General features: G+C 35.4%; 21 protein-coding genes. 4 read left to right on the forward strand and 17 right to left on the reverse strand.

All coding sequences use genetic code 11. The annotated features are described in order from the left end of the window. Positions 1-314: 314 nt before the first annotated feature. A complete protein-coding gene (locus V7S76_RS04310; RefSeq protein ID WP_459508817.1) occupies positions 315-1,583 on the reverse strand; it encodes a D-alanyl-D-alanine carboxypeptidase in 1,269 nt (422 codons plus the stop codon). Positions 1,584-1,660: 77 nt separating this feature from the next. Here V7S76_RS04310 and V7S76_RS04315 point away from each other — a divergent pair, with 77 nt between their 5' ends. Further along, positions 1,661-3,037: a high affinity choline transporter 1 gene (locus tag V7S76_RS04315; protein ID WP_459508818.1), complete on the forward strand. Its 1,377-nt coding sequence runs from the start codon at positions 1,661-1,663 to the stop codon at positions 3,035-3,037. 510 nt (positions 3,038-3,547) lie between these two features. Here the strand turns inward: V7S76_RS04315 and V7S76_RS04320 are convergent. After that, entirely contained in the window at positions 3,548-3,988 is a 441-nt protein-coding gene (locus V7S76_RS04320; protein ID WP_459508819.1) for an NUDIX domain-containing protein, read from the reverse strand. A gap of 127 nt (positions 3,989-4,115) precedes the next feature. Between V7S76_RS04320 and V7S76_RS04325 the strand changes: the two genes are divergently transcribed. Both V7S76_RS04325 and V7S76_RS04330 read left to right on the forward strand, forming a co-directional pair. Continuing rightward, complete coding sequence (locus tag V7S76_RS04325; protein ID WP_459508820.1) at positions 4,116-5,210, forward strand: Nif3-like dinuclear metal center hexameric protein; 1,095 nt, start codon at positions 4,116-4,118, stop codon at positions 5,208-5,210. A gap of 40 nt (positions 5,211-5,250) precedes the next feature. Beyond that, entirely contained in the window at positions 5,251-6,084 is an 834-nt protein-coding gene (locus tag V7S76_RS04330; RefSeq protein ID WP_459508821.1) for a zinc ribbon domain-containing protein, read from the forward strand. Between the two features lie 277 nt (positions 6,085-6,361). On the opposite strand, the gene accD is transcribed toward V7S76_RS04330, so the two are convergent. The 11 genes from accD to V7S76_RS04385 form a co-directional block, all read right to left on the reverse strand. Continuing rightward, positions 6,362-7,204 (reverse strand): acetyl-CoA carboxylase, carboxyltransferase subunit beta, encoded by an 843-nt coding sequence (gene accD / locus V7S76_RS04335; protein ID WP_459508822.1) that lies wholly within the window; start codon positions 7,202-7,204, stop codon positions 6,362-6,364. An 84-nt stretch (positions 7,205-7,288) separates the two neighbouring features. Further along, positions 7,289-9,937 (reverse strand): T9SS type A sorting domain-containing protein, encoded by a 2,649-nt coding sequence (locus V7S76_RS04340; RefSeq protein WP_459508823.1) that lies wholly within the window; start codon positions 9,935-9,937, stop codon positions 7,289-7,291. A 15-nt stretch (positions 9,938-9,952) separates the two neighbouring features. Then, positions 9,953-10,612: an HAD family hydrolase gene (locus V7S76_RS04345; RefSeq protein WP_459508824.1), complete on the reverse strand. Its 660-nt coding sequence runs from the start codon at positions 10,610-10,612 to the stop codon at positions 9,953-9,955. Further along, on the reverse strand, positions 10,609-11,370 hold the full coding sequence (locus tag V7S76_RS04350) for an MBL fold metallo-hydrolase (RefSeq protein ID WP_459508825.1): 762 nt from the start codon (positions 11,368-11,370) through the stop codon (positions 10,609-10,611). Before V7S76_RS04350 ends, V7S76_RS04345 begins: the two co-directional genes overlap by 4 nt. A gap of 13 nt (positions 11,371-11,383) precedes the next feature. Continuing rightward, positions 11,384-11,752, reverse strand: coding sequence for a response regulator (locus V7S76_RS04355; RefSeq protein ID WP_459508826.1), 369 nt, complete (start codon positions 11,750-11,752; stop codon positions 11,384-11,386). Positions 11,753-11,891: 139 nt separating this feature from the next. Further along, positions 11,892-12,407, reverse strand: a complete 516-nt coding sequence (locus V7S76_RS04360; protein ID WP_459508827.1) for a DUF2911 domain-containing protein — start codon at positions 12,405-12,407, stop codon at positions 11,892-11,894. Between the two features lie 24 nt (positions 12,408-12,431). Next, positions 12,432-14,678: a DUF5916 domain-containing protein gene (locus tag V7S76_RS04365; RefSeq protein ID WP_459508828.1), complete on the reverse strand. Its 2,247-nt coding sequence runs from the start codon at positions 14,676-14,678 to the stop codon at positions 12,432-12,434. An 870-nt stretch (positions 14,679-15,548) separates the two neighbouring features. Beyond that, on the reverse strand, positions 15,549-16,844 hold the full coding sequence (locus tag V7S76_RS04370; RefSeq protein ID WP_459508830.1) for a LamG-like jellyroll fold domain-containing protein: 1,296 nt from the start codon (positions 16,842-16,844) through the stop codon (positions 15,549-15,551). Positions 16,845-17,044: 200 nt separating this feature from the next. Beyond that, positions 17,045-18,394, reverse strand: a complete 1,350-nt coding sequence (locus V7S76_RS04375) for a hypothetical protein (RefSeq protein ID WP_459508831.1) — start codon at positions 18,392-18,394, stop codon at positions 17,045-17,047. A gap of 218 nt (positions 18,395-18,612) precedes the next feature. Further along, positions 18,613-19,839 (reverse strand): type II toxin-antitoxin system HipA family toxin, encoded by a 1,227-nt coding sequence (locus V7S76_RS04380; protein ID WP_459508832.1) that lies wholly within the window; start codon positions 19,837-19,839, stop codon positions 18,613-18,615. Beyond that, complete coding sequence (locus V7S76_RS04385; RefSeq protein ID WP_459508833.1) at positions 19,836-20,114, reverse strand: helix-turn-helix domain-containing protein; 279 nt, start codon at positions 20,112-20,114, stop codon at positions 19,836-19,838. Before V7S76_RS04385 ends, V7S76_RS04380 begins: the two co-directional genes overlap by 4 nt. Before the next feature lie 199 nt (positions 20,115-20,313). On the opposite strand from V7S76_RS04385, the gene V7S76_RS04390 reads away from it, so the two are divergent. Beyond that, the gene (locus V7S76_RS04390; RefSeq protein WP_459508834.1) at positions 20,314-21,030 is read left to right on the forward strand and encodes a YebC/PmpR family DNA-binding transcriptional regulator; all 717 of its coding nucleotides are present in this window, start codon (positions 20,314-20,316) and stop codon (positions 21,028-21,030) included. An 86-nt stretch (positions 21,031-21,116) separates the two neighbouring features. On the opposite strand, the gene V7S76_RS04395 is transcribed toward V7S76_RS04390, so the two are convergent. The 4 genes from V7S76_RS04395 to V7S76_RS04410 are packed head-to-tail and all read right to left on the reverse strand — an operon-like array spanning position 21,117 to position 24,593. Then, positions 21,117-21,827: an NUDIX hydrolase gene (locus V7S76_RS04395; protein ID WP_459508835.1), complete on the reverse strand. Its 711-nt coding sequence runs from the start codon at positions 21,825-21,827 to the stop codon at positions 21,117-21,119. 2 nt (positions 21,828-21,829) lie between these two features. Next, the gene (locus tag V7S76_RS04400) at positions 21,830-22,486 is read right to left on the reverse strand and encodes a GDSL-type esterase/lipase family protein (protein WP_459508836.1); all 657 of its coding nucleotides are present in this window, start codon (positions 22,484-22,486) and stop codon (positions 21,830-21,832) included. Positions 22,487-22,499: 13 nt separating this feature from the next. Then, entirely contained in the window at positions 22,500-23,492 is a 993-nt protein-coding gene (locus V7S76_RS04405) for a Gfo/Idh/MocA family protein (RefSeq protein WP_459508837.1), read from the reverse strand. A gap of 12 nt (positions 23,493-23,504) precedes the next feature. After that, entirely contained in the window at positions 23,505-24,593 is a 1,089-nt protein-coding gene (locus tag V7S76_RS04410; RefSeq protein ID WP_459508838.1) for an aminotransferase class V-fold PLP-dependent enzyme, read from the reverse strand. Position 24,594 lies beyond the last annotated feature (1 nt).

A 24,594-nucleotide genomic window follows, 5' to 3' on the forward strand; every position in this document is an offset into this window, starting at 1 on the left:
TGTTTTCGTGATTACTAACGATGGCTGTGCGCGCTTAAAATGAAACATCCTTAATAGTCGGGTTGAATAATCTTTGTGTCTTTTGTGTAAAAAACAAATCCCTTCTTTAACTCAAAGGTGCCAATTACCTCCTTCCTTATTATCTCAACTTCCAATATCGCATTGCCAAAGTATCGAAATCAAAAGCGGTAAAGGAAGAGATTAATCATTGGAAATTTCAACCCTTAATTCGCATTAATAGGTAATAGGATTTTCTAACTTCTCTTTTCTCTTTTCCAGTTTTCTCTCTCCTCTCTTCCAGTTTTCTCACTTCCCTATTCCAGTGTTTTTTCCAAAAACGTAATCACCGACTTTTTGCTTTTACTCACTGGTTGATTGGCCAAATTGGTTAAAAAACTAAAAAGGAAGACTTTACCTTTGGCATTTTGGTAAAAGCCAGACATGTTATAGGTGTTTGAAAAGGAGCCTGATTTGGCCCAAATTTTACTTTTTTTATTCGAAAAAACCACGTTTTTCATGGTTCCGCTGGTTCCTGATTCGGGCAATAAAATCTTTAATTTTTCTAAACCTACTTCCTGATACAAATTTTGAAGTATCTGAATGAGATCCTTTGGCCTAAACAAATTATATCTAGATAATCCCGAGCCATCTACCCATTTGATCGATGGTAAAAAATCCTCCCCGAAATCTTTTTTCAAATTGGCAATAATTTTATCCGTTGGTCCTGTCCAATATTTTTGAGCGGCAATCAAATACAATACTTGCTCGGCAATATGATTATCACTTTCATACAACATGGGTATTAATAAACTATCCAAATGGTTAGCATACAATAAATTCGATTGAGCATCAAAATCTCTAGATTGCCAAATTATGGGTTTATGCAAAGTATCTGATAATAATTGAGCGCTTAAAATCGGACTAGTGATAAAAGGAATTTGCTGTTCTTTTTCATTGATTAATTTGGAAGGAAGCTCTAAAGTATTTGAATTCCTTTTACGAAACACGAATCCTTTAATCGCACTAGAAATCGTATCCTTAGCGAATGAATTGGGTTGAATATTCCATAAATTTTTAATTTTATTCACTGTCATCAAATTCCCATAGATGGGCAAATTGCTTATTTCAGCGGAATAATAATCGTTGTAATCATCCCAAGACCAACCTTCTCCCAATGGTTTTGACCAACCTTCCTTATCCGCATAAACCAAAACCTTTGTTTGTTTGGATAAATAATCCAATATACTTCGATTTCCAAATCCATCTCTCAAAAAAGTAGGATCACCTGTTCCCCAAAAATACAAAGAATCATTGGTTTCTCTTACTCGTATATATGGAATGGAGTCGGGCAAAATGCGTTTAGCTAAAAGAAATGTTAACAATTTTACATTGGAAGCGGGCATAAAATATTGATTCGCGTTTTGCTGCAACACCACTTTGCCAGATGTCAAATCTTGAATAACTACACCCGTGTAAGCATTGGATAGGCCAGCTTCATTCATTTTTGTTAGCAAATGTTGCCGAGCACAGGAAGACAAGAACAAGGTGAATAGAACAAAAATCAGGGAACGCGAATGATTCATTCTTAAAATATCTTTAATAAAGCGTAAAGGTAAAATTTAATTGTAATTTATGTATTTTCGGACTCAATTTTATCAAGATGCTGATAACCTTTGTCGTCCTATATTTATTACTCAACTTGGCTGTGGGTTGGTGGGCAAGTAAAAAAGTTCATTCCACTCAGGATTTCGTCTTGGCAGGTCGTTCATTGCCTTTAAGCCTGGCTGTGATGGTCACCTTTGCAACGTGGTTTGGTTCGGAAACAATGTTAGGTGCACCAATGGAATTCGTACATCACGGCGTCTTGGGAGTCATTGAAGAGCCTTTCGGTGCAGCGCTGAGTTTAATATTGGTCGGCACCATTTATGCTCGAAAACTTTATCCTTTAAAAGTTTTAACCTTTAGCGATTTTTTTAGTCAGCGCTTTGGTATCTTTTCAGAACGTCTTTCAGCCTTGATCATGGTTCCCTCCTATTTTGGATGGATTGCTGCACAATTGGTCGCATTAGGATTAACCCTCCATTTATTATTGCCTATATCGAACGAAACAGGTATTATTATTGGAGCATTATTAGTCATGACTTATACCTTATTAGGTGGAATGTGGTCAGTTACCATCACGGATTTTCTTCACAATATTTTATTAATTGCAGGACTCATTTTTCTCTTCTATTTACTGAACAACAAGATTCCTAATTTTAAAGACTTCTTGGAAAGTCAACCGAAAGGCTTTTTCCAATTCACACCCAAAAACAATCATTTCATTGATTGGCTGACTTATTTGGGTGCTTGGATTACCATTGGATTTGGATCCATACCAGGGCAAGATATTTTTCAACGAGTGATGGCTGCCAAAAACCAACAAGTGGCTATTCGTGCGAGTATTTTGGCGGGAATCATGTATGTCTCCGTCGCCATGTTGCCTCTAATCATCAGTCTAATGGCTGTCCGATTATACCCCAATTTAATGAATGAAGGTAGCTTATTGATTCCAAATTTAGTCTTAAAATTCACTCCCTACGCCATGCAGGTTTTGTTTTTAGGCGCCTTACTTTCGGCCTTGCTGAGTACAACTAGTGGCGCTATTTTGGCACCGGCCAGTGTATTAGGAGAAAATCTAATAAAACCATTATTGAAAAACCCCAATGATTTAAATGTATTAAAAACCATTCGAATCTCGGTTGTATTGGTAACAACAGCCTGTATATTATTGGCTATTTCCCGACAAAATATTTTCGAATTGGTGGGAGAAGCTTCTGCTTTTAGTCTGGTTTCTCTATTTATTCCTTTGAATGCTGGCCTTTTTTGGAAAAATGCCAAAGCTTTAGGTAGTCACTTGAGTATGATATTAGGCTTATTTGTCTGGATATATTTCCATTTTTTCCATCCTATCGAAATTCCTGCTATTTGGTTGGGATTAACGGCAAGTGCATTGGGATTATTCGTTGGAAATTGGATGGATAGAGGGAAGAGGTAATAGGTATTAGGTAAAAGGTAATAGGTAATAGGTAAAAGTGTTTAGTTATTAGGTATTAGTGTTTAGTGAAAGTTTCCTATTACCTAATAACTAAACACTAATAACTAATAATGCGAATTAAGGGTTGAAATATCCAATTATTAATCTCTACTTTACTGCTTTTGGCTTCGATACTTCGGAAAGCTCAGTAACCGAGATCAACGAACGTTATTTATTTTTAGATCTTATAAATGAATTTGCGGTTAAACCGACGAAAGAAATTATGAGTTATGAATTTTAAAAAAACGCTCATAATTCATACTTCATAATTAAATTGATTCGTCTTGGATTAACTGGCAGAATATAAGTTTTTTTGTTTCTTTTTTCTATAAAAAAGAAATGCCATGGAAAAAGAAGTAGCCAATAAATAGCAATGCGATATCGGAAGTTGAGATAATTCTGAAGGAGGTAATTGGCATCTTTGTGTCCATTGTATTAGAAAAATATAAGAACCTTATTAAATAGAAAATATTACCCAATCCAAGGTTGGTGAATTTCACCCATGTATTTACCGGATTTTTGAAGAAACAATAAATCCTGCAATTCTTCTCCCACATTGGGATACATCAATATTTGAGAAATTTGATCTATTGGCATCCAAACAACTTCTTTCGCAGTCGTTTCATTGACTTGTAAAATAGGTAAACCGGAAATGATTTTTCCTTGAAACACAAGGTGCAAAGAAGAAGGTCTTTCGGCAATTTCTGGCATTTCACCCACCAATAACATGGGACCCACTTCTACTTCTATGGCTAATTCTTCCTGACATTCTCTTGCGATCGTTGTGGGAAATAATTCTCCTGAATCTGGATTACCTCCTGGTAAATTATAAATGGTTTCTGAACCGTAAAAATATTTCATCAATAATACATGGTCATTTTCGACAATCAGAACAGCAGGCCTACATCTCATACTAATAATCTTAAAATCAATGGTTTAAAAAATAAATAGGAAAAATATTGAAATGATACATTTAAATATACAATTATTTCAGAAGCATCCGAAAGAATTTTACCTTTGTGTCAAAATTTAGGAAAATATGACCATAAAAAATGTGTGTGAAAGCATGGAAAAATGGGCTCCCCTTCAATGGCAGGAGTCATACGACAATGCTGGACTCATCGTTGGAAATTGGAATGAGGAAATTACAGGTGTTTTGATTACACTTGATTGTACCGAAGAGGTAGTAGAGGAAGCAATTCAATTAGGTTGTAATTTAATCGTGGCACATCACCCGATTGTTTTCAAAGGCTTAAAAAGTTTTACTGGCAAAAATTATGTCGAACGAACCGTCATCAAAGCCATTCAACATAATATTGCCATATACGCATCTCATACCAATTTAGATCATGCTCCAAAAGGTGTCAGTTATCATTTGGCACAAAAAATAGGGCTTCAAAAAGGACGAGTATTGAGACCTTTTCAGCAAGCCTTGAAAAATTTGATTTATTACGTGCCAAAAGCACAAGAAGAACAAGTTCGATTGGCTTTACATCAAGTAGGTGCAGGAAATATTGGAGATTACCAATCTTGTAGTTTTCAAGTAGAAGGTCTTGGCCGATTTACACCAACCGGTCAAGCAAACCCGACCATTGGAAAGATTGATAAAAATGAAGAAGTGATTGAATCCAGAGTAGAAATGATTTATCCCAAACACTTAGAATCAACCATCATTTCTACGCTCAAATCGGTACATCCCTATGAAGAAGTGGCCTATTCCATTATTTCATTAGACAACGCCTGGCAGGAAGTTGGCTCTGGCTACATTGGTGAGTTAGCTGAGTCACTTAGCAAACAAGAATTCATTGAGCTTCTTAAAAAGCAATTAAATTTGACCATGATGCGATTTACGCATTCCAACAAAGAAAAAATCAAAACTGTCGCAGTATGTGGAGGTGCCGGAAGCTTTCTTATTTCCGATGCCATCCGTCAAAAAGCCGATGCCTATGTCAGTGCTGACATCAAATATCATGAATTTTTTGATGGCGAAAATGGATGCATGATTTGTGATATTGGACATTATGAATCAGAAGTTATGATAAAGGATGCGATTCATAATTATTTATCAAATATTTTTAGTACTTTTGCAGTTCTGAAAAGCAAGACCCCAACCAATCCAGTTGGATATGCTTAAGAATTAGAGAGGTTAACACTTTCCAAACGTAACAATAATAATGGCTACAGCTACCGAAACTACGATTGCCCAAAAGTTAGAAGCATTATTAAAGCTTCAAACAATAGATTCAGCCTTAGATAATATCAAGAAAGTACGAGGAGATTTACCTGAAGAGGTACGTGATTTGGAAGATGAAATTGAAGGCTTACAAACTCGATTGGCAAAATTCCAATCAGAAGTTGACAACTTTGAAACTCAAATTTCCAACTATCGTAATTCGAAGAAAGATTCTGAGAAATTAATTGCTAAGTACAAAGAACAACAAATGAATGTTCGCAATAACCGTGAGTTTGAGGCGATTTCGAAAGAAATTGAACTTCAAGGACTTGAAATGGAAATTGCAGACAAGAGAATCAAAGAAATCGATTTTAAAATTTTGAACAAAAATGATGAAATCGCTGGAGTAGAATCTAACTTATTTGAGCGTTCTAAAGATTTAGAATTAAAGAAAAAAGAATTAGAAGTGATCATCGCGGAAAGCGAGGAAGATGAACAAAAATCTTTGAAAGATCGTGAGAAAGCATTGAAATCGGTTGATGCTCGATTATTAAAATCATACGACAAACTACGTGGTAATGCAAGAAATGGCTTAGCAGTAGTGATGGTTAAGCGTGGTGCATGTGGCGGATGTTTTAGCTCCGTACCTCCACAACGTCAAACAGACATCAAAGACAAAAAGAAATTATTAGTTTGCGAACATTGCGGTCGTATTTTTGCAGGTGTGGAAGATGTTATTCCTCCTCCAGAAAAAGAGAAAAAGACACGCACAACAAAAGCATCTTTAGCGGCCGCTGCTGCTGCTCTTGCTGCTGCTGCACCTATCGCAGAATAAGTCAAACTATTCGACCTAAAAAAAGCCATCGGTCAACAGACGGATGGCTTTTTTTTGCTTTATGCAGAGATAGAATAACCTCTCTGATGCAATTTCATTCACAACAAAATATGGATAAATGATGAGTTATGAATGATGAATAAAAAAACACTCATCATTCAGGTACTTTTTTCGTCGGATTAACCGCAAGGACATTTATTAGTTCTAAAAAGCTATAAAAAATTGAAAATTGGGGATTTAAACCCTTATTTCGAACTAAAAAATAATAACTAACTTCCTATTTCAACATTCCCAACAAAGAAGTTAATTTATCTTTTAAGTCTTTTCGATCAACGATAAAATCTAAAAAGCCGTGTTCTAAAACAAAATCAGCGCTTTGGAAGCCTTTTGGTAAATCTTTCCCGATGGTTTCTTTTATAACGCGTGGGCCAGCAAAACCTATCAAGGCTCCTGGTTCAGCGATATTGAAATCCCCCAACATAGCAAATGAAGCAGTCACGCCACCCGTTGTAGGATCTGTTAATAAGGAAATATAAGGGATTTTTGCCTCCGCCAACAAAGCCAAACGTGCAGATGTTTTCGCCATTTGCATCAAAGAGAAACCGGCTTCCATCATACGTGCTCCTCCCGATCGTGAAATCATCAAAAAGGGTTGCTTATGCTCCAAGGAATAATCAATAGCTCGAGATATCTTCTCTCCTACTACCGAACCCATGGAACCGCCAATATAAGAGAAATCCATGGCAGCAATGGTAATCGGCATGCCATTCATTTGACCATAAGCTGAACGTACGGCATCTTTCAAGCCCGTTTTCATTTCGGTCGCTCTAACTCGATCTGTATATTTTTTTGTGTCAACAAACTCCAATGGATCACCAGAACTCATCATCGGAGCTATTTCCGTGTACAACGTTTGATCAAATAATAATTCAAAATACTCCTGAGAACCAATTTTCTCATGGTAATTACAATTTGAACAAGTGTAGGAAAATAAGCGGTGCTCTCGAGTGTGTAAGGCTTTTTTGCAAGAAGGACACTGGTACCATAGACCATCTGGCGCTTCTCTTTTAAACTCTGTAGGGGTTTGAATCCCTTTATCTTTTCTTGTGTACCAAGACATAATCGTATATTTTTTCTTTTAAAAAAGAATGGGTTACAAAGATAAGTAAAATCAATTGCTTGAAAAATTCTTACAGCAATCTCTTTATTTGACAATCAACATTCGCTTCACAAAATGCTCTCCATTCAAAATTACTTCTACAAAATACAAACCTGACCCTAAATGGTTAAAGGAATAATCCTTTTCTAACTTTTGACTAGAAAAAGACAGGCTTTCTCTCATCATTTCTCGACCTTGAATATCTCGAATAAAGATGGATAATTCTTTTAAAGACGCATCTTGGGAGGTCAATATGAATTTGAATTTACCTTCGTTTGGATTTGGATAAACATCAAAAGAAGGATTTTGGGTTTCTTCATTGATGCCCAACACCACATTACTGATATTTTTTTTAGGCCCTTGAATATTTAAGTTTTCAACAGTCCACCCCCAACCAAAAGCCCCCACATCGGCATGCAATCTAAAACGCAATAAAATTTGATCTCCACTTTTAAAATATCCACTTGATCGGATATCAATTTCATGCGATTTGTACAAATCATTGCTTGGTTTAGCGGTTGAATTACCATTTTTATCAAAGGTTTTGTTCCAAGTACTTAACCAGGTCGATTCTTTTCTAGCATCCCAACCATCGGTTAAATTAACCCACGTTTTACCCAAATCTTTACTTGCTTGAACAATCACATAATCGAAAAAATACCGATTGATTGTTCCATCTTCATTCAAAAAATTCTCTCCTGTGTCGCCAGGTTCTATCAAGGCAATTTCATCAAAATAGATTTTAGACGTATCTGAACGGACCGTGATTGGTTTCAAAAATACTGCATCATTGTTGGTGAATTTGTCCTCTCCAGCAGTGCCATTTTCAAAATCTTCATTTCCATCCGCATATGGATGTGCAGAATTCAAACTGATAGAATTCAATCCTGAGGCTTGCGAAATGGTAAAGCCTTTTAAGTAAAAATCAGAAGTAGGCAAATTATCAAAAGTAGTCGCATATTCTTTGATGGGCGCTTGTAAATTCAAGACAACAAATTCATAATACCCTGTGCTTGGACTATTTAATACATTGGATATTTTTGCTTTGTCTTTTACCACAACCCGATAACGAATAACATCTCCAGCTTTTAACTGTCCTTGGTTAAACTTAAATGCATTCGTAAAAGCATCCAATTCAACACTAGACTTATTCCAGCCTTGACGAATAACAGTCCCATTATTAATCGAATATTCCATGTAAACGGTGTCTATGCCAATGTTATCTATTGCATAAAGTGTCGGCAGAGGAAGATCCAGCTGAGAGGAGAAGATGTATTTAATTGGATTACCATAAATAATTTGGGGTTTTACAGTATCCTTTTCAACAATATTAACTTCATAGAAACTTCCCCATTGAGTTCCTGAAATGATTGGTGCTTCCGCTGGACTGGTGAATTTTTTACCTGTTATATCGTTTACCGTCCAATAATAATTAACTTTTTTCGAGAAATTAGTTTTTGGCAAAGTAACGGTATAAGAATTTCCAACTCCTTTTTTAGGCGTATAAGCAACCGCATTCGTGATTGATGTGTTAACGGCTACCATTAATTTCAGCGAAGATTCATCTACCAAAGTATCCGAATACAATTTCGCTTCAAAAACAAAATCTTTATTAATTTCCTCCGTATCCTTGTAATCCTCCGTGACAATATTGGTCGATTTCCAACCAAAATCAGCAAAAGCCGAAGTCACAATGGGACCAATCTTATGGGTAATTTCTCCTTGGGCAATAAAAGGGGTCATTAAGGCATTGGGATCATTCACACCATAGGTATATTGATCAACATGGTAAATACTAGAACCCGATTCAAATTTACTGGGTGAATACAAAATGGCCTTTTGAGGTACATTTTTGTTAATCACCGGGGAACTCAAAAATAGATTTTGATTCGTCGTAAGTTGAGTTTTTAGGGCAGTGGATGGATTTTTAAAGGTTGTCGTGTCTGTTATATTAGTCCCTTTAGCATTCACAATAAATTGGTCAAAAATCTCCGCAACACCATACTCACCATTGGTTCCTGCAGCATCCAAATCAATTTGACCTATGAAACCTAAGCCATGTCCAATTTCATGTAAAATAACCGAGTACAAATCGATTTCACCATCAGTTGCGGTTGGAGTAGAGGGTTCTTTGGGCAAACCTGTCCCAATATACCAAGAAGGATAATCTTTGCTAAAAGTGGCAACAATATCTGGAACATCGCCATTCAAATTAGCATGCGCCATTTTTTCAGCCAATGCGATGGGATAATACGTATTTAACCGAGTCGCTCCTACGAAGTTTCTGACATGAGCGGTGGCACCCGCCCTACCTAATATATTTTTTCCTAAAGGAGCCCATTGAACATACAATCGAATAGGGATATCGGAACTAATTACATTGGACCATGTTTCTGCTGCACGTTCAAAAATAGCTTTAACATTGGCAGGAGGAGGCGTTTCAAATGTGACAATAAACTGCGATTTCGCCGAAGTACTTTCTTTCGAATTAGTTGCTTTTTTCAATTGTTCCTTGAGCTCTAATTCGATTTTTTGACGATAGCCAGTGGGAATCAACCGTTCTTCTCCTACATAATGACTAGGCGCGTAATCCACAATCATTTTACCTGGAATCATCTCAAATTTGGGTTTCATTTGAGCATTAAGTCCAAATGATAAGCCCAAAAACAAAAAGAGATAAACCAAATTTCTCATGATCATTCTAAATTTCTAGTGACTGTATTCTTTTAATTTAGCCATTAAACCCACAAAATTAGGCGATTGAATTTCAGTATGTGTTAATTCCTCCGTCGTATGCGAAGTGGTAATTCCAACGACTTTCATACCAGCTGAGTGCCCCGATTTGATTCCTTGCATCGAATCTTCAATGACCCAACAATCGGCATAATTAACGCCCAATTGGTCCGCGGCTTTTAAATAAATTTCAGGATCAGGTTTTCCTTTTTTCACTTCCCCTCCACCTACAATGGTCTGAAAATAATCTCTAATTCCTAATCCATCCACTATGAAATCGATATTTCCTTGTCCAGCCGAAGTAGCCAAAGCACAATGTATGCCTGCCGCTTTTAATTCCTCTAAAAAAGTGATTAACCCATCCGCTGGCTTTCTGAAATTTTGATAAAAATCACGGTAAATATGTTCCTTTTCCTCTTCTAATTCGAATAATTCTTCCTTAGACATTTCTCTTTGGTAAAAATATTCAAAGGTATCTTTGGAATTCATCCCATTTAATTCCTGATAAAACAATTCACGAGTCAAGGGGATCTTTTTTCTTTCACAAAACAACAACCAAGCATCAACATGATAAGGTAGATTGTCGACAATCACCCCATCCATATCAAACAATACGGCTTTAAAATTCTTTGTCATAATTGGATTTCTAAACCATCGTAAGCTAAAAATACGTTGGCAGGCAGTTCGAGTTGGACTTCGGCGTGAAGACCCATTTGGTGACTAATGTGAGTAATATAGGCTTGATCTGGTTGAATTATTTGAATAATTTCCAAGGCTTCCTCCAATGTAAAATGCGAAACATGATTTGTTTTGCGCAAGGCATTGATGACCAATACTTTGGAACCCTTTATTTTTTCTAGTTCCACATCAGCGATAGCATTCGCATCCGTGATGTAGGTAAAATCGCCGATTCGATAACCAAAAACATCTAAAAAATAATGTTTCACGAGAATTGGATCCCACTGTACACCTTCAATTTCAAAACGAGCATTCTCAATCTCAAAAACGTCTATTTCAGGAACTCCTGGATATTTATTTTCATCAAAGGCATAGGCAAATTCACGCTTCAACTGATCAATCACATTTTTTTGCGCGTACAAAGGAATCGAAGATTTTTGTGCATAATTAAATCCACGTACATCATCCATTCCAGCGGTGTGATCTTTATGTTCATGGGTATAGACAATAGCATCTACTTGCTTTATCCCTGCCCTTAACACTTGTTGGCGAAAATCTGGACCGGTGTCGATGATAAAACTTTTTCCCTGAGTCTCTATATGCAAAGATACCCGCAATCGCTGATCACGGGTATCTTTAGATAAACAGACTTCACAATCACAAGCAATCATGGGAATCCCTTGAGAGGTCCCAGTTCCGAGAAAGTTGACTTTCATCGGATGCATGCGATTATTCTGTTAATGCTTTTACTTGAGTAACTAAAGCGTCAAAATTCAATGGTTTCGCTAAAAAATCATCAAAACCTGCCGCTTTGAAATCTTCCATTGAATAATTTCTTGCATTGCCCGTAATGGCAATCATTGGAATTTTAGCTTTTTGTGTATCGGATAATGCTCTTACCGCTCTTGCACATTCCATACCATCCATGACCGGCATGTTAATATCCAACAAAATAATATCAAAATCAGCTTTCGCTAATTCATCTAATACTTGTTGTCCGTTCTTAACAGCATGAATTTCAAAATTTTGAAATTCTAAAATTTTCTTGGCCAAATTTTGGATAACTGAACTATCCTCTGCTATCAATACTTTTTTCATATACCTTATTATTTGAGATTAATCTTTCCAATTTGCAAAACAAAGTAAAAATAGCCAAAGGTTTGAGCATTTCAAATGAATTTTTAGAATAAAAAAAAGCGACCCATTTCTGAGTCGCTTTTGATTTAGTCAATTCTAATTATTTTACATAAAAAGAAGTAGAAGTTTTATCCCAAGCAATTTTTACTTGACCTGAAGGAGATACACTAATCGTCATCATTTCAGTAGAAGCCGATTCAGAACTTGCTTTTGCATTCACACGTAAAGCATCCTTCGCTGCTGCATACGTATAAGCTCCCCACATTTTTGAATCATTGTTGAAAATGATCGTCCAATCAGATGTACCCGGAATGCTTAACAAAGAATAAACACCTTTGGCTAAAGATTTGCCTTGGATGGTTACGTCTTTTGAAAATTCGATCGTAGTAGCTTCATTGGCACCTGTTCTCCAAACTTCACCGTAAGGAACCAAGGCTTTTTGTTCTTTTGTACCAAACACTAAACGTCCTTTTACAGAAGGTTGAGCGTATTTAATCATCACCTCTACATCACCTACTTTTTGTTTCACGACTGCAGGAGGAGAAGCTACGGGCTTTTGTTGCGCCAAAGCTGAAAAACTCAATAACGTTGTTAGAATTAATAATAACTTTTTCATGGTATATTTTATTTTAAAATTAGTTTACAAATTAAGCCAATAATTTAATTTCAACACTATCGCTCGGTTTCTTATTTGAAAATTTTCCGGGAAATAATTATCCGTATAAACAATAAACAAATCCGAAGCAGGCTTGTATCTCCATTGTAACCTAGAATTTAGGTTAATGTTTTTGGTTTGTTGATTAATTTGGAAAAATGTAGTAAAAAATAATTTATTGGTAAAAGTGAAATCAATTTTGGGACGAATAATCCAAAATTGTGCCTGCGCAATGGTATTTTTGATGGTTTTATCCGCTTGCAAAATGGGTACTTGAACATCCCTGATATCATTGTAATCCAAGGCTACTGACATACTAACAATGGGTTGAAAACGATAACCCAATTCACCTGTAAATCCAAATCGACTACCATCACCATAATAACCTCCGAATCTCGCAGATCCAGTATAGGTAAATAGTTTAATTGGAGAGGATTGATACAAAACATTCAAGGAGTTCCACGAATGTTCAGTCCCTTTTTTCAAAGGGGAATTTCCCATACGGGTTGCATCAAAATCGTACAATAATTTAACATAATCGTAGGCTAAAAAGGCAGAAAAACTGGCTCGGTCTTTCATATAACCCTCAAAGGCTAAATAAGTAGTATTATCCGTTCTTCCACCACTGTTATTCCAATAGTTCAAACTGTTCAATCGGACCTGGGTATAAAACAAATTACTGGCTTTGTTTTTGGGATAGAATATTTTTCCGATTTCGGGTGTCGCTTGAAAATAATTCATACGGGGCACATAGCCTACCTCTGGATTGTAATTTTCTCCTACCCATTGGTGTTTCCAACTCAAAATCCAATTATTATCACGGTACGCAAGAGCAGCAGCATGTGCAAAGTCGTTGCTTTTATTGGCAGGCCCAAAACCATTGTAATAGAAAATCTTACCTGTCCAGAAATTATTGGCGGAAGCTAGATTATATTCGATTCCAATGTTTCGATTGTAATCCAAGAAACCATTTTGCTTTTGTAAATCGGTATCAATAAAAGATTGTTTATTGATCATAAAAACGCCCAAATTTGAACGAGCAAATAATTTTCTTTGCAAAGCAACCATGGAATAATTTTGCGTTGGAACTCCTTTGACATCAATTCGGTCCGACTGCACATTTAAAACACCTATTCTCCAATCATTGGTTAATTTTCCACTTAATCGAGCTCCGTAGGTAATGGGAGTTTGCTCATAAATACCTGTTTTGGTATTCAAAGCCAAACCAATTCTTCGAGAGAAAAAGGGTCTTAGATTATCCATTCCAAAACCATCAAATAAATCGGAGTTTTCAATAAAAAATTGGCGTTTTTCAGGATAAAACAACTCAAAACGATCTAGATTCGTTTGTTGACGATCCACATCCACTTGGGAAAAATCGGGATTAATCGTCATGTCTAAATTTAAACTGGAACTAACTGCCACCTTGATATCACCACCAATTCGATTTTGATACGCCACCGGTGAAGCATTTTCATAATTGCTTGAAACACCAGATAATACATATGGAATAATGGACACATTGGTTTTAGGTGTTGGTGGCGGAGCATCCCATTGTAACACTCCAGCGTATGCTAAAGAGGCAGTTGGAAATTGTCGCGGAACAGGAGCCCAAGCCGATTTTTCTTTGGCTCTTGTGTCTAGGCGACTAAAATTAATCCCCCAGCGGGTGGAATTACTTTTATAGCGAATCGATTTAAACGGTATGGCCGCTTCAAAAGTCCAAGAGGTTTTGTTATAAGTTGTAGCAGATTCCCATTTATTGTCCCAATTCAAATTCATTTTAGCCCCTTCCGACATTTGTCCGTCCCATTGAGCACCTGCTGCATTGGCACCGAAAGAAAATCCGGTTGTTTTGTCGTCAAAAGTATCGATGAACACCAAGAAATTATCATTGTTACCAAAATTGAAATCGCGTTTTAAGGATTCCACCACAAAGCTTTTTTGTGCCTGAATAAAACATTCGGCAAAAATATAGATGTATTTATCATCGTAGGCCATCCGAACATCCGTTCTGAGAGGAGAACAAAGTGTATCAAAGGGAGTACACATCGCGAAATCACTTACCTGAGCTGCTTCTTTCCAAGCATTATCATCCAACAATCCATCTATTTTGATGGGCTCATTCACCTTCTTGATGTACATTTTGAAATTCTCATTTTTCTTTTGATTCTGTGCTTGAAGGGAAAAGCCAAAGAGAAGTAGAAATAGGATAAATAGGTTTCTTTTCATATTGTATCAAATGAATACAAAAATAGGAAAGAAAAAAATGAATCTTACACTTTGTTGGGATTAATGAAGCAGGATAGGTATTAAGTAATAGGTAATGGGTAAGAGGTAATAGGTTTTAGGTAATAAGTATTAGTTATTAGGTAAAAAGTAATAGTTAATAGGTAATAATGCGAATTAAGGGTTGAAATTTCCTGTGACAAGCTCAGGAACCGAGCTAAGAAAAATCTATTAATTCTATTTTAGAACTTATAAAGGAATTTGCGGTTAATCCGACGAAAGATTTGAGCGAAGAGGTAGGCGGAGCTTTGACAGGGCGCATGGGCGATGTGCGTCAGGGTCAAAGAAAATAGCCGAAAGCGTAGCGAAAATCGCGCCGCTTGCGGATTCGTCTTGGATTAACTAGCAGTAATAAGTTTTTTTGTTTCTTTTTTTCTAAAAAAAAGAAATGCCATGGATAATAAATTAACCAATAAATGGCATTTTTAGGTAATAGGTATTAGGTAAAAGGTAAAAGGTAATAGGTAAATAAAAACTAAATACTAATCACTAAACACTAATAACTAAACACTAATAATGCGAAGAAAGGGTTGAAATTTCCAATAACCCGATTGCTTAGTCGAAGATTTCATGATTCTGCATTCTTAATTCATACTTCATAATCCATAATTCATAATCAGTTATGTTCGTCTATTTGCAATAGCTTGAATAGCAGAATCAGTTGTCTTTTTTAGAATGATGATTTGAAGGCTCAAATCATCATTCAGTTTTTTTATGGAATTTATTAAATCAATAATTTCTCCTTCTCGGTTGGTACAACTCAAAATCCAAAAACAATAGAATCAAGGGGCAAACCACTTTTTTCATTATTCACTAATACCCATAAGTGTATAAATACTTGATTTCTTCAACCGATAATGCTCTATTCCATATTCCAAGATTATCTAAAACACCTATAAAAAATTCATTATTATATCTGGAACCTACATATAATTTACCCGTCGATGCCAATGATACTGCGTTTATCACTGATTCATTTTCTAAAGCACCATTACGGTATATTTTTGCTGATTTCCCATCATAAACAAACGTCATATATTCCCACTTATCAATACTAGCTCGATTTGTAGACCAAGTATCTACATAACCATTCCCCGCTTTTAAAGCAAAAGTAAAATCATATTTAAGACTTTCATGATCCTGAATTAAAAACCCTTGAGAATTAGTATTTTGAGTTGTAACAATTCCTCTAAATCCAGTTGGAGTGGTTCCCCGTTTATTTTTGATCCAAAAACTTACAGTAAGTTGATTTTTAACATCACTTAATACGGGCCCTTCGAAATACGAGTTTCTACCATTAAATTCTACTGCCGATAGATTATTAATTCCGAAACGATCGGTTGTATTTGAAACATTATAATTACCTAAATTATTATTATTTCCACTCATATCATACCAAGACCCATCAAATGGATAATAGCTAATCATGCCATTCATTAGTGTAAACATTGGATTCGAAGGATCTAATTGTTTTAATAAATCATTCATTTTTGATTGTAAAACACTAATACTCTGTTTTAAACTTTCCACATTAACATCATTTATAATTAAACCAGCGTTTATTTGTGCTATTTGACCTGAAATAGTCCTTAATTGGGCAATTGTAACGGATAAATTTTTATCATTGACTAATTGTGCAACATTTAATTTTGAAATGACTATTAATGACGAATCGGATGTGTTTTTTAAAGCTGCAACCTGTTTTTTTAATCCAGCTAAGGTTTCATTCAGATTTGAATTAAGCGTCGCAATTTGTGAAATTAAATCAGCACACTGAAGCTGTAAAATATCTAATTTCGCTTTTATACTTACCAAATCAGCATTGGCGGCAGTCATTTGAATACTTAAAGACGAAATTTGAGATAATACATTCTTCAAGTCAGCTTGTATAGCATCTAATTTTTTATCGGTTATGGCTTGTGAAACTGTTACTTTTGTTATGGCAAGCATAGCAGAGTCTGTAGTCTTTTTTAGGCTCGTGATTTGCGCTTTTAAATCATCATTCTGTTTTTTTACAGAATTTATTAACTCGATAATTTCTGATTCTCGGTTGGTGCAGCCTAAAGTGATGATAAATAATAAGAATACACTAGTGAGTATTTTTTTCATAGTTGTTTTATTTTTTAAATTTTATACACTACTTTTTTTAAGACTTAAAATTTCTTTTAAAATCCTTCTGGTAGCAGTAAATGTCATTAATTATGTACGATTTTTACATTTCAACTAATTTGAATGATGATGCAAATGAAGCAAGATTTAGACTGCTGTGAGTTTAACTTTCAAGAATAATACATATTAATACACATATCCTAGACCAGGATCGTATCGATTAGAGCGAAAAGTTCCTTTTTCAATCCATATTTAATAAATCGTTTGTCGCTCGTATCATTTATTCTAAATATAGCGTCGGTTATACCGTACTTATTTTCAGCGAATGTATTTACTGAATGAATGAATTTGGATCGATATTGTCTTTGAGTATCAAATGCCATGGATTCGCATTCGATAATTTTTGAAATTTCGTCAGTGGATATTAAATGCTCGGGCCCATTTATCTTAAATTCTTCCAGAAAATTATCCAAATACATGGGTAATTCTGAAATTTCTATTTCCACCTTTTTCGATTTTTTATTCTTGAGATAAACAAACAAAAACCCAATAAAAAGGATAATTAACAAAAAAACAATATACGTTGAATTAATTCTATCAGCATTTTTACTACTAAAATAAAGTTGCCCTAAATACTTGGAATTCCTAATCAGTTCAGCATAAGTAATCGAATCTAATGTGTTGTATTTAGGATCATTGCTATACGTATATACCCAGCCTTTAGATATAAATATTTTTCCTTTACTACTCAAAATTCCATTCCGAGAAGCATTGTACTGATAAACTTTATTATTTAATACATCAGCAAAAACTGGCTCTTTGGAATGGAGAAAAAATACATGATTTGAGGACCACTGAAAATCTGTACCATTAATTTCATATTCAGTTAACATTGGAATGTTCAATTCCCCCAAATGTTGCCATGTTTTTGATTTAATATCAAGTTCAAATATTTGTGATTTCTTTTTTATGTCTTTGCTATCTAATTCTCTTAATTTATCAATGGCGAAAACCTTTCCAAGACTTGCTCCGCTAGAGTTAAGGTAGATACCTTGAGGTCTTTCTCCGTGAGTATCAATTGCTTCCCATTCAGAAAAATTCGGATCATAATAACTTAAAATATTATTATATTGCCAGAAACCAGTTCCGCCTAAACTAAATAAGGTATCGTTATGGATGAATTGAATTGCTTTAAAATTATATCCCCTATAAAACGTCTTATCTAAACGAATAAACGAATCATTATTGATATCAAGTGAATACACTTGACCAGTACCAGGAATGGTTAATATTTTTTTTGAAGATAAATTAAAGGCATTTACAACAAAATTAGTTGGAATATCCTCTTTTTTAATTCCAATAAATTTCAGCTTTTTAGATATTTTGTTTGAATTGGATGTGTTTGGATAGATGGTTTCATATTTTTCATTTTTTATATCTATCCGCTCAATTAGTTTTTTTTCAATATCAAACCATTCCAGAGGAGATTGGCAAAAGCTAAAAGTCACTTTTGACAACAATAAAAAAATAATTAGAAGTATCTTATTCAAAATTTAAAGTGGAAAATGATTTTGTATCGAACACTATTTGATTATCTAGCAAATTTCAGCAACTTTAAAAAATATACACGCGATTAATAGTGCTATTTTTTTACATAAAATACTTTTTTAGTCTTATTAGTAGCGATTACCGTTTAATCAATGATTAACATATTTTCCTAGGAATTTATTTCATCTAAATGCAAGTAAGCTGCGGTGCCGACAGGAAATTATCTATGAATCATTTTGGCGATCATTTGCTTGCTGGCTTTTGTAACCTTAGCCTCATCAGCAAAGTATTCCCATTTACATATGGAAGATTGAACTTGCTCTATTATTTGAAAGGCATTCTTCATCCCAAATGTTTCGGCCAGTTTGTTCAAATGAGTAACTCCTGGATTTTGACCTTCTCCTGCTATGGAAGTACTATGGTACCCATGCGAAGAAGTAGAAAATGTTAAATCGTAGGCTGGAGCTAAAGCCCAATTTCCATCTGAATTCATGATAAAAGAAACATTCTTGCTATGATCGTCTTTGTTGTGAGAAAAAACATTAAATGCAGCTAGCTTTAGTATGTTTTCATAAGCCGATACATTGCTTTCTAATTTAAAGGCACAATCCATTAAATGACCATAATCAAGATTACTCAGTCGGAAATTATCATGTAACATACCTGCCGCAGAATGAAGATGGAATCGCTCATTAACATTTCGGTCAAAACGTTTTGTTCCGAAGTAATAATTACCCGCAGGTGTTTTAAATAATTTAGAATCACTCATTTTTATCCCAGCATCAATCGCCATCAGATAATATGCATATTCGATATTAGCAATATCCTTTGGGTCATAGCTTGAAGGGAATTTCACAATCCAATGTTCAAAATCAGGTTGTAAAATTCCTGAAAAGGAAAACTTTTCGTTTTTGGGATGGTAAAATAAGTTCACCTTTGGTCTTGCCCCACCACTACTACCCCCTAATAAAAATAATTCATCCAAAATTCTTGTTGATTCGTCATTGAGGATATTACTGATCTCCAGTGAAATTTCGTCCAATCCTGAAATACTGTTTTCAGTCATTGTTATTTCGTCCTCCATAACTGGTTGATAAATTAATGCCCCTGGTCCATTTCTACCAACTAATGCTAGTCTGTCTAGTGCATTGGAATTGTAGGGATTAATTCCCGAATTTATTAATTTTCGGTCAACTAAAAGTCGACCCCAACCATCTGGTAAGGAATCGCCAAAAACTCCAAAGAGCCCATCAAAAATGCTTGTTTCGCAACTTTGTATGGAATTATTTAACTGTAATTTAAAAGGCGAAATATTTAATTTTTCATCCAAAAAACGGTCGAAATACTTGAAATAAATCTTTTTGTTGTCCAAAATCAATTCTCCAAGGTCTATTAGCTTAGTTCCAAAATCAATTGAAACTTGTAACTTTTGAATAGTTGAAATCATTTGCTAAACATTTTTTCCAATCGTTTAAGATCTTGGTTCATATTTAAAATGTTATCAAAATCCTCCAATCGGTGAAGCACATTGACTAATTTTAAAAGTGATTCAAATGAAATTTGCCCGGTATTTTCAAAACGCTTTAGACTTCCCAGGGAAACTCCTGAACGCTCTGCAAATTCCTTTTGTGTGAAATGTGATTGCTTGCGAAGGCTTTTAACTTTGCCAGCAGTCTCCAATAAAACATCATTAAATGTTTTATCTATACTATATAACCTCATAAATAGCTAATATATTAAACAAATATACAAAATATAAATTATTATGGTTAATATATTAGCCTTTTATAAAATAAAAAAGAAATCTATGGATTCGAGAACCTCGGCCATCAACTATTCCTGATACATCCTCGAAACATTTTTATAGAAATGTCATTTGCTTGTTTTATTTTTGCAGTCTAAAATATTATCCAATTAACATATGGGAAGAGCATTTGAATTTAGAAAAGCAAGAAAGTTTAAGCGTTGGGGCCAAATGGCTAAAACATTTACCAAAATCGGAAAAGATATTGTCATTGCTGTGAAAGCTGGTGGTTCTGATCCCGTAGGTAATTCTCGCTTACGTGCCATTATTCAGAATGCCAAGGCAGTTAACATGCCAAAAGAAAACGTGGAAAGAGCCATTAAAAGAGCAGTTTCCAAAGATCAAGAAGATTACAAAGAAATCGTTTACGAAGGATACGCACAACATGGTATCGCCATTTTGGTAGAAACAACAACAGATAACATCAACAGAACGGTTGCCAATATACGTCTTGCATTTAACAAATGCGGTGGTAGTTTAGGTACGCAAGGAATGTTGGATTTTATTTTCACCCGCAAATCTGTTTTTAAAATCGCAGCAAAACCAGAAATCGATTTAGAAGAATTGGAATTTGAATTAATAGACTTAGGTGTGGATGAAGTTTTTTTGGATGAAGAAACCAATCAAATCAACATCTATGGTGAATTTACGGCTTTCGGAGGAATCCAAAAATTCTTGGAAGAAAAGGGTTTTGAGCTTTTAGGAGCAGATTTCGAAAGAATTCCAGATGAAACTAAAGAATTAAGCGAAGAACAAGCAGCCGATGTAGAAAAATTAATCGAACGCCTAGAAGAAGACGACGATGTGCAGAATGTTTACCATAATATGGGGTGATTGTTTAGGTAATAGGTATTAGGTAAAAGGTATTAGGTAAAAGGTAATAGGTAATTGGTAAAAGGTATTAGGTAATAGGTAAATTCCTATTTCAACCGATAAACATACGGTGCTTTATGTGCGCCACCTGAATATTTTTTCTCCAAACGATCCAGAATATCTAGACTCAATATTTTTCGCTGAAAATTGGTCCGAACCAATTTTTTATCCAATATAGTTTCATAAACGACTTGTAATTCAGACATTGTGAATGTTTCCGCCAATAGATTAAAAGCCAACAATTTATCATCTAGTGTGGCCCTTAATCTTTCTAAAGCTTTTTGAATGATGCTATTATGATCCAAAAACAAGGCAGGGATTTCATGAATATCAAACCATCTAGCTTCATCCGACATTTCACCTGGAGTCACATTTACTTGGCAAATATACACCAAAGCAAAATAGCCAACAGTTAAATAGCGTTTGGATAAAAAATCTAAATCCTCTTGACTCTTGCCCAATGCCTGATTGACCACAGAATGTTCCTTTAAGGCCCCATCACTCCTTTTGACATCACCAAAGACATAAAACTGCTCCAAGTAGAGGTCATCTAAACCTGTCCGCTCTTTGAGAATTCGTTCTGCCGCATTATCTAAATTTTCATTTTCCCCAACAAATCCACCAGAAAGACTCCACACATTCGTATTCTTAAATTTCAACAACAATACTTTCAATTGATTTTGTTGAAAACCAAATATTACACCATCCACAGATATGTTGGGTAAACAATGAGCATATGAATGTGAGCTTTTTGACATCTCTATTTTATAATTATCGTTTCGATAAATGTACGTATCTTGGAAGCAAAAATTTGATATCCTTTTTCGTTCAAATGTAATTTATCAGCTACAAAAATGTCTTGCATCAATGTTCCATCAGCCAAATAAAAGGGAGAATGCATATCCAAATAATATAAATTCTTCTTTCCACTAACCAATTGTTCAATCCGTTTATTTAAGTCTTTTTGATTGTCCACCATGCCCACTCGAGCCAAACTAGGTCTAGCTGCCACAAAAACCAACTTAGTTTTAGGCAATTTCTTAGATAATCTTTCCGAAAACTCTACAAATTCCTTTTCGATAAATTCCGGACTTTGACCCTTAGCCAAATCATTATCACCTTCATAAAGGAAAATCCAAGAAGGTTGATATTTCACCACCATCCGATCAAAATAATACAACGCATCCTCCAAAGTGGATCCACCAAATCCTCGATTAAAAACAGGTAATCCTTTTAAATCTTGATCAAAGGTTTTCCACAAACGAAAACTTGAACTTCCCAAAAATAATATTTGCTTAGTTTTGGGCATCGCAACGGAATCTTGCTTTTCATAAGCCTTGATTTCCGCTTCAAATTTATTTTGAGCCAAGGCTATTTGACCCAAAAACAATAAGGCAATCAATAGAACATTTTTCATCGTTTTTACTCGTTTATTCGTTTGGATAAATTAAACCAATTTGACTTCTAATTTCATCTAAAAGCCCCATCATTTCTAAACTGTATTGATGCGAAATCCAGTCGTTTTGTAATTTTCCAGCACGCAAATCGGCCTGAACAGCCTCCGCCTCATAGCTATAACCCCATCCCAATCGCTCTGTTTCCATCACGACAGGCTCTTGTCCATATACCTCTAAAGTCAAGCCTTTGGTTTCATGAAAGCGAGAATGCATGAAGATTTTTCCTAGTGTGCCATAAATGGTACAAGTTGTATCGGTTTGAGTAGCAAATGTTGAGAACAAACTGGATGTAGCACCCGACGCATATTTGGCCGAAATTGAACAATTCATGTCCACTCCTGTCGGCGCAAAAACACCTGTTGCTTTCAATTCTTGAGGTAATCCCAATACTAATTTGGAAATAAATAAAGGATAGATTCCTATATCTAACAAAGATCCACCCGTTAACTCAGGACTAAACCATCTAGCTTCCGGATTATAATCCGCTTTAAAACCAAAATCAGCCACCAAATGAACCACATCACCAATGACACCACTTTGTAAAATGTCTAATACCTTAGCAATCGATGGATGAAATCTGGTCCAAAGCGCCTCCATTAGATAGATTTTTTTTGCTTGTGCCATTTCCACCATCTCGCGAACTTGTTTGGAATTAATCGCAAAAGCCTTTTCACATAAAACAGGAAGTCCAACTTCTAAGCACATCAGAGTGTGTTCATGGTGTAACCCATGAGGTGAAGCAATATAGACTACGTCGATTTCCCCACTAGCCAACATTTCTTCATAAGAACCATACGCTTTCACATCTTCTCCATAATGGGAAGCAAATTCCTTAGCACGACCTAAATCACGCGAAGAAACCGCAGCTAAATATCCATCTTTTACAAATGCTAAATCATCAGCAAATTTGCGGGCAATTCCACCGCATGCCAAAATACCCCAACGAATAGGAGAAGTCATTTCCATAGGTTTTTATATTTAAATAGTGTTTAACTCGTTTATCAATTGTTGAACTTGTTCAAAATTAACCGCAGGAAAATTGGCAATCCGAATCTGCGATTCTTTCATTTTCCCATAACCTGAACCAATTACCATTCCCGATTTCTCTTTCACTTTTTGGATCACCGTACTTGCTGCCTCTTTACAATTCAACACTACTACTGTCGCTGAACGATGTGATTCATTTTCAACAAATATATCATATTGAGAAGATTTTTGAGCAAAATCATACAATGCCTTTGCCTTTTTATCTGTCTCTTTTCGAATCACATCCACTCCTATTTTGTTGAAATCTTCTGCCACTTTCCCAAGCACATAAATTCCCATCACATTCGGGGTTTCTGGCGTTTCGAAATTCTTATAATTCTGCCAAAGGCTAGGTAATGAATGATAAGTTCCAATTACTCCTTCATGCTTTTTCATTCTTTCCGATTTCTCCAACATGGCTTCATTGGCCATCCAACAACCTAAACCAGCAGGCATACCAAAGGCTTTTTGGACAGAGAAAAAGGCAGAATCAACTAAATTATAATCCAAATTGGTGTAAGGTGCAGATGACACCATATCAACCACCACCAATTTATCTTTATTCGCTTTTTTTAATTTATGAATTTCTTTGGCTGGCATTTGTACGCCTGAGCTTGTTTCATTGGTGGTGCAACAAATCAATTCTGCGTATTCCGGTACTTGAATTTCAGCTGCATCAAATCCTTCTCCAAAGGGCTTTTGAAGGGAATGTGCAAACTTGTGTAATTCTTGGGCAAAACTGAAAAATTTACTCGAAAACGAACCATTCACCAAATGAAAACTTTCATGCTCCACTGTGTTCATAATTACTCGCTCCCAAACCTCCGTCGCAGAGCCGGTAAATAATATCGCATGTTCTTTTGGTAATTTGAATAACTCACGTAATTGCTCATCCGTATGCTGATAAATTTTACGAAAAGCCGCAGAGCGGTGAGATATCGATCCTAAATGCTGGCGAAATGCCTCTTCATAATGCCCTTGAACAGTTGGGTATAAAGCAGCAGGACCCGGAGTAAAAAAAACAGGCGCTTTTGAATTCATA

It is taken from the genome of Aquirufa sp. ROCK2-A2, assembly GCF_054558485.1.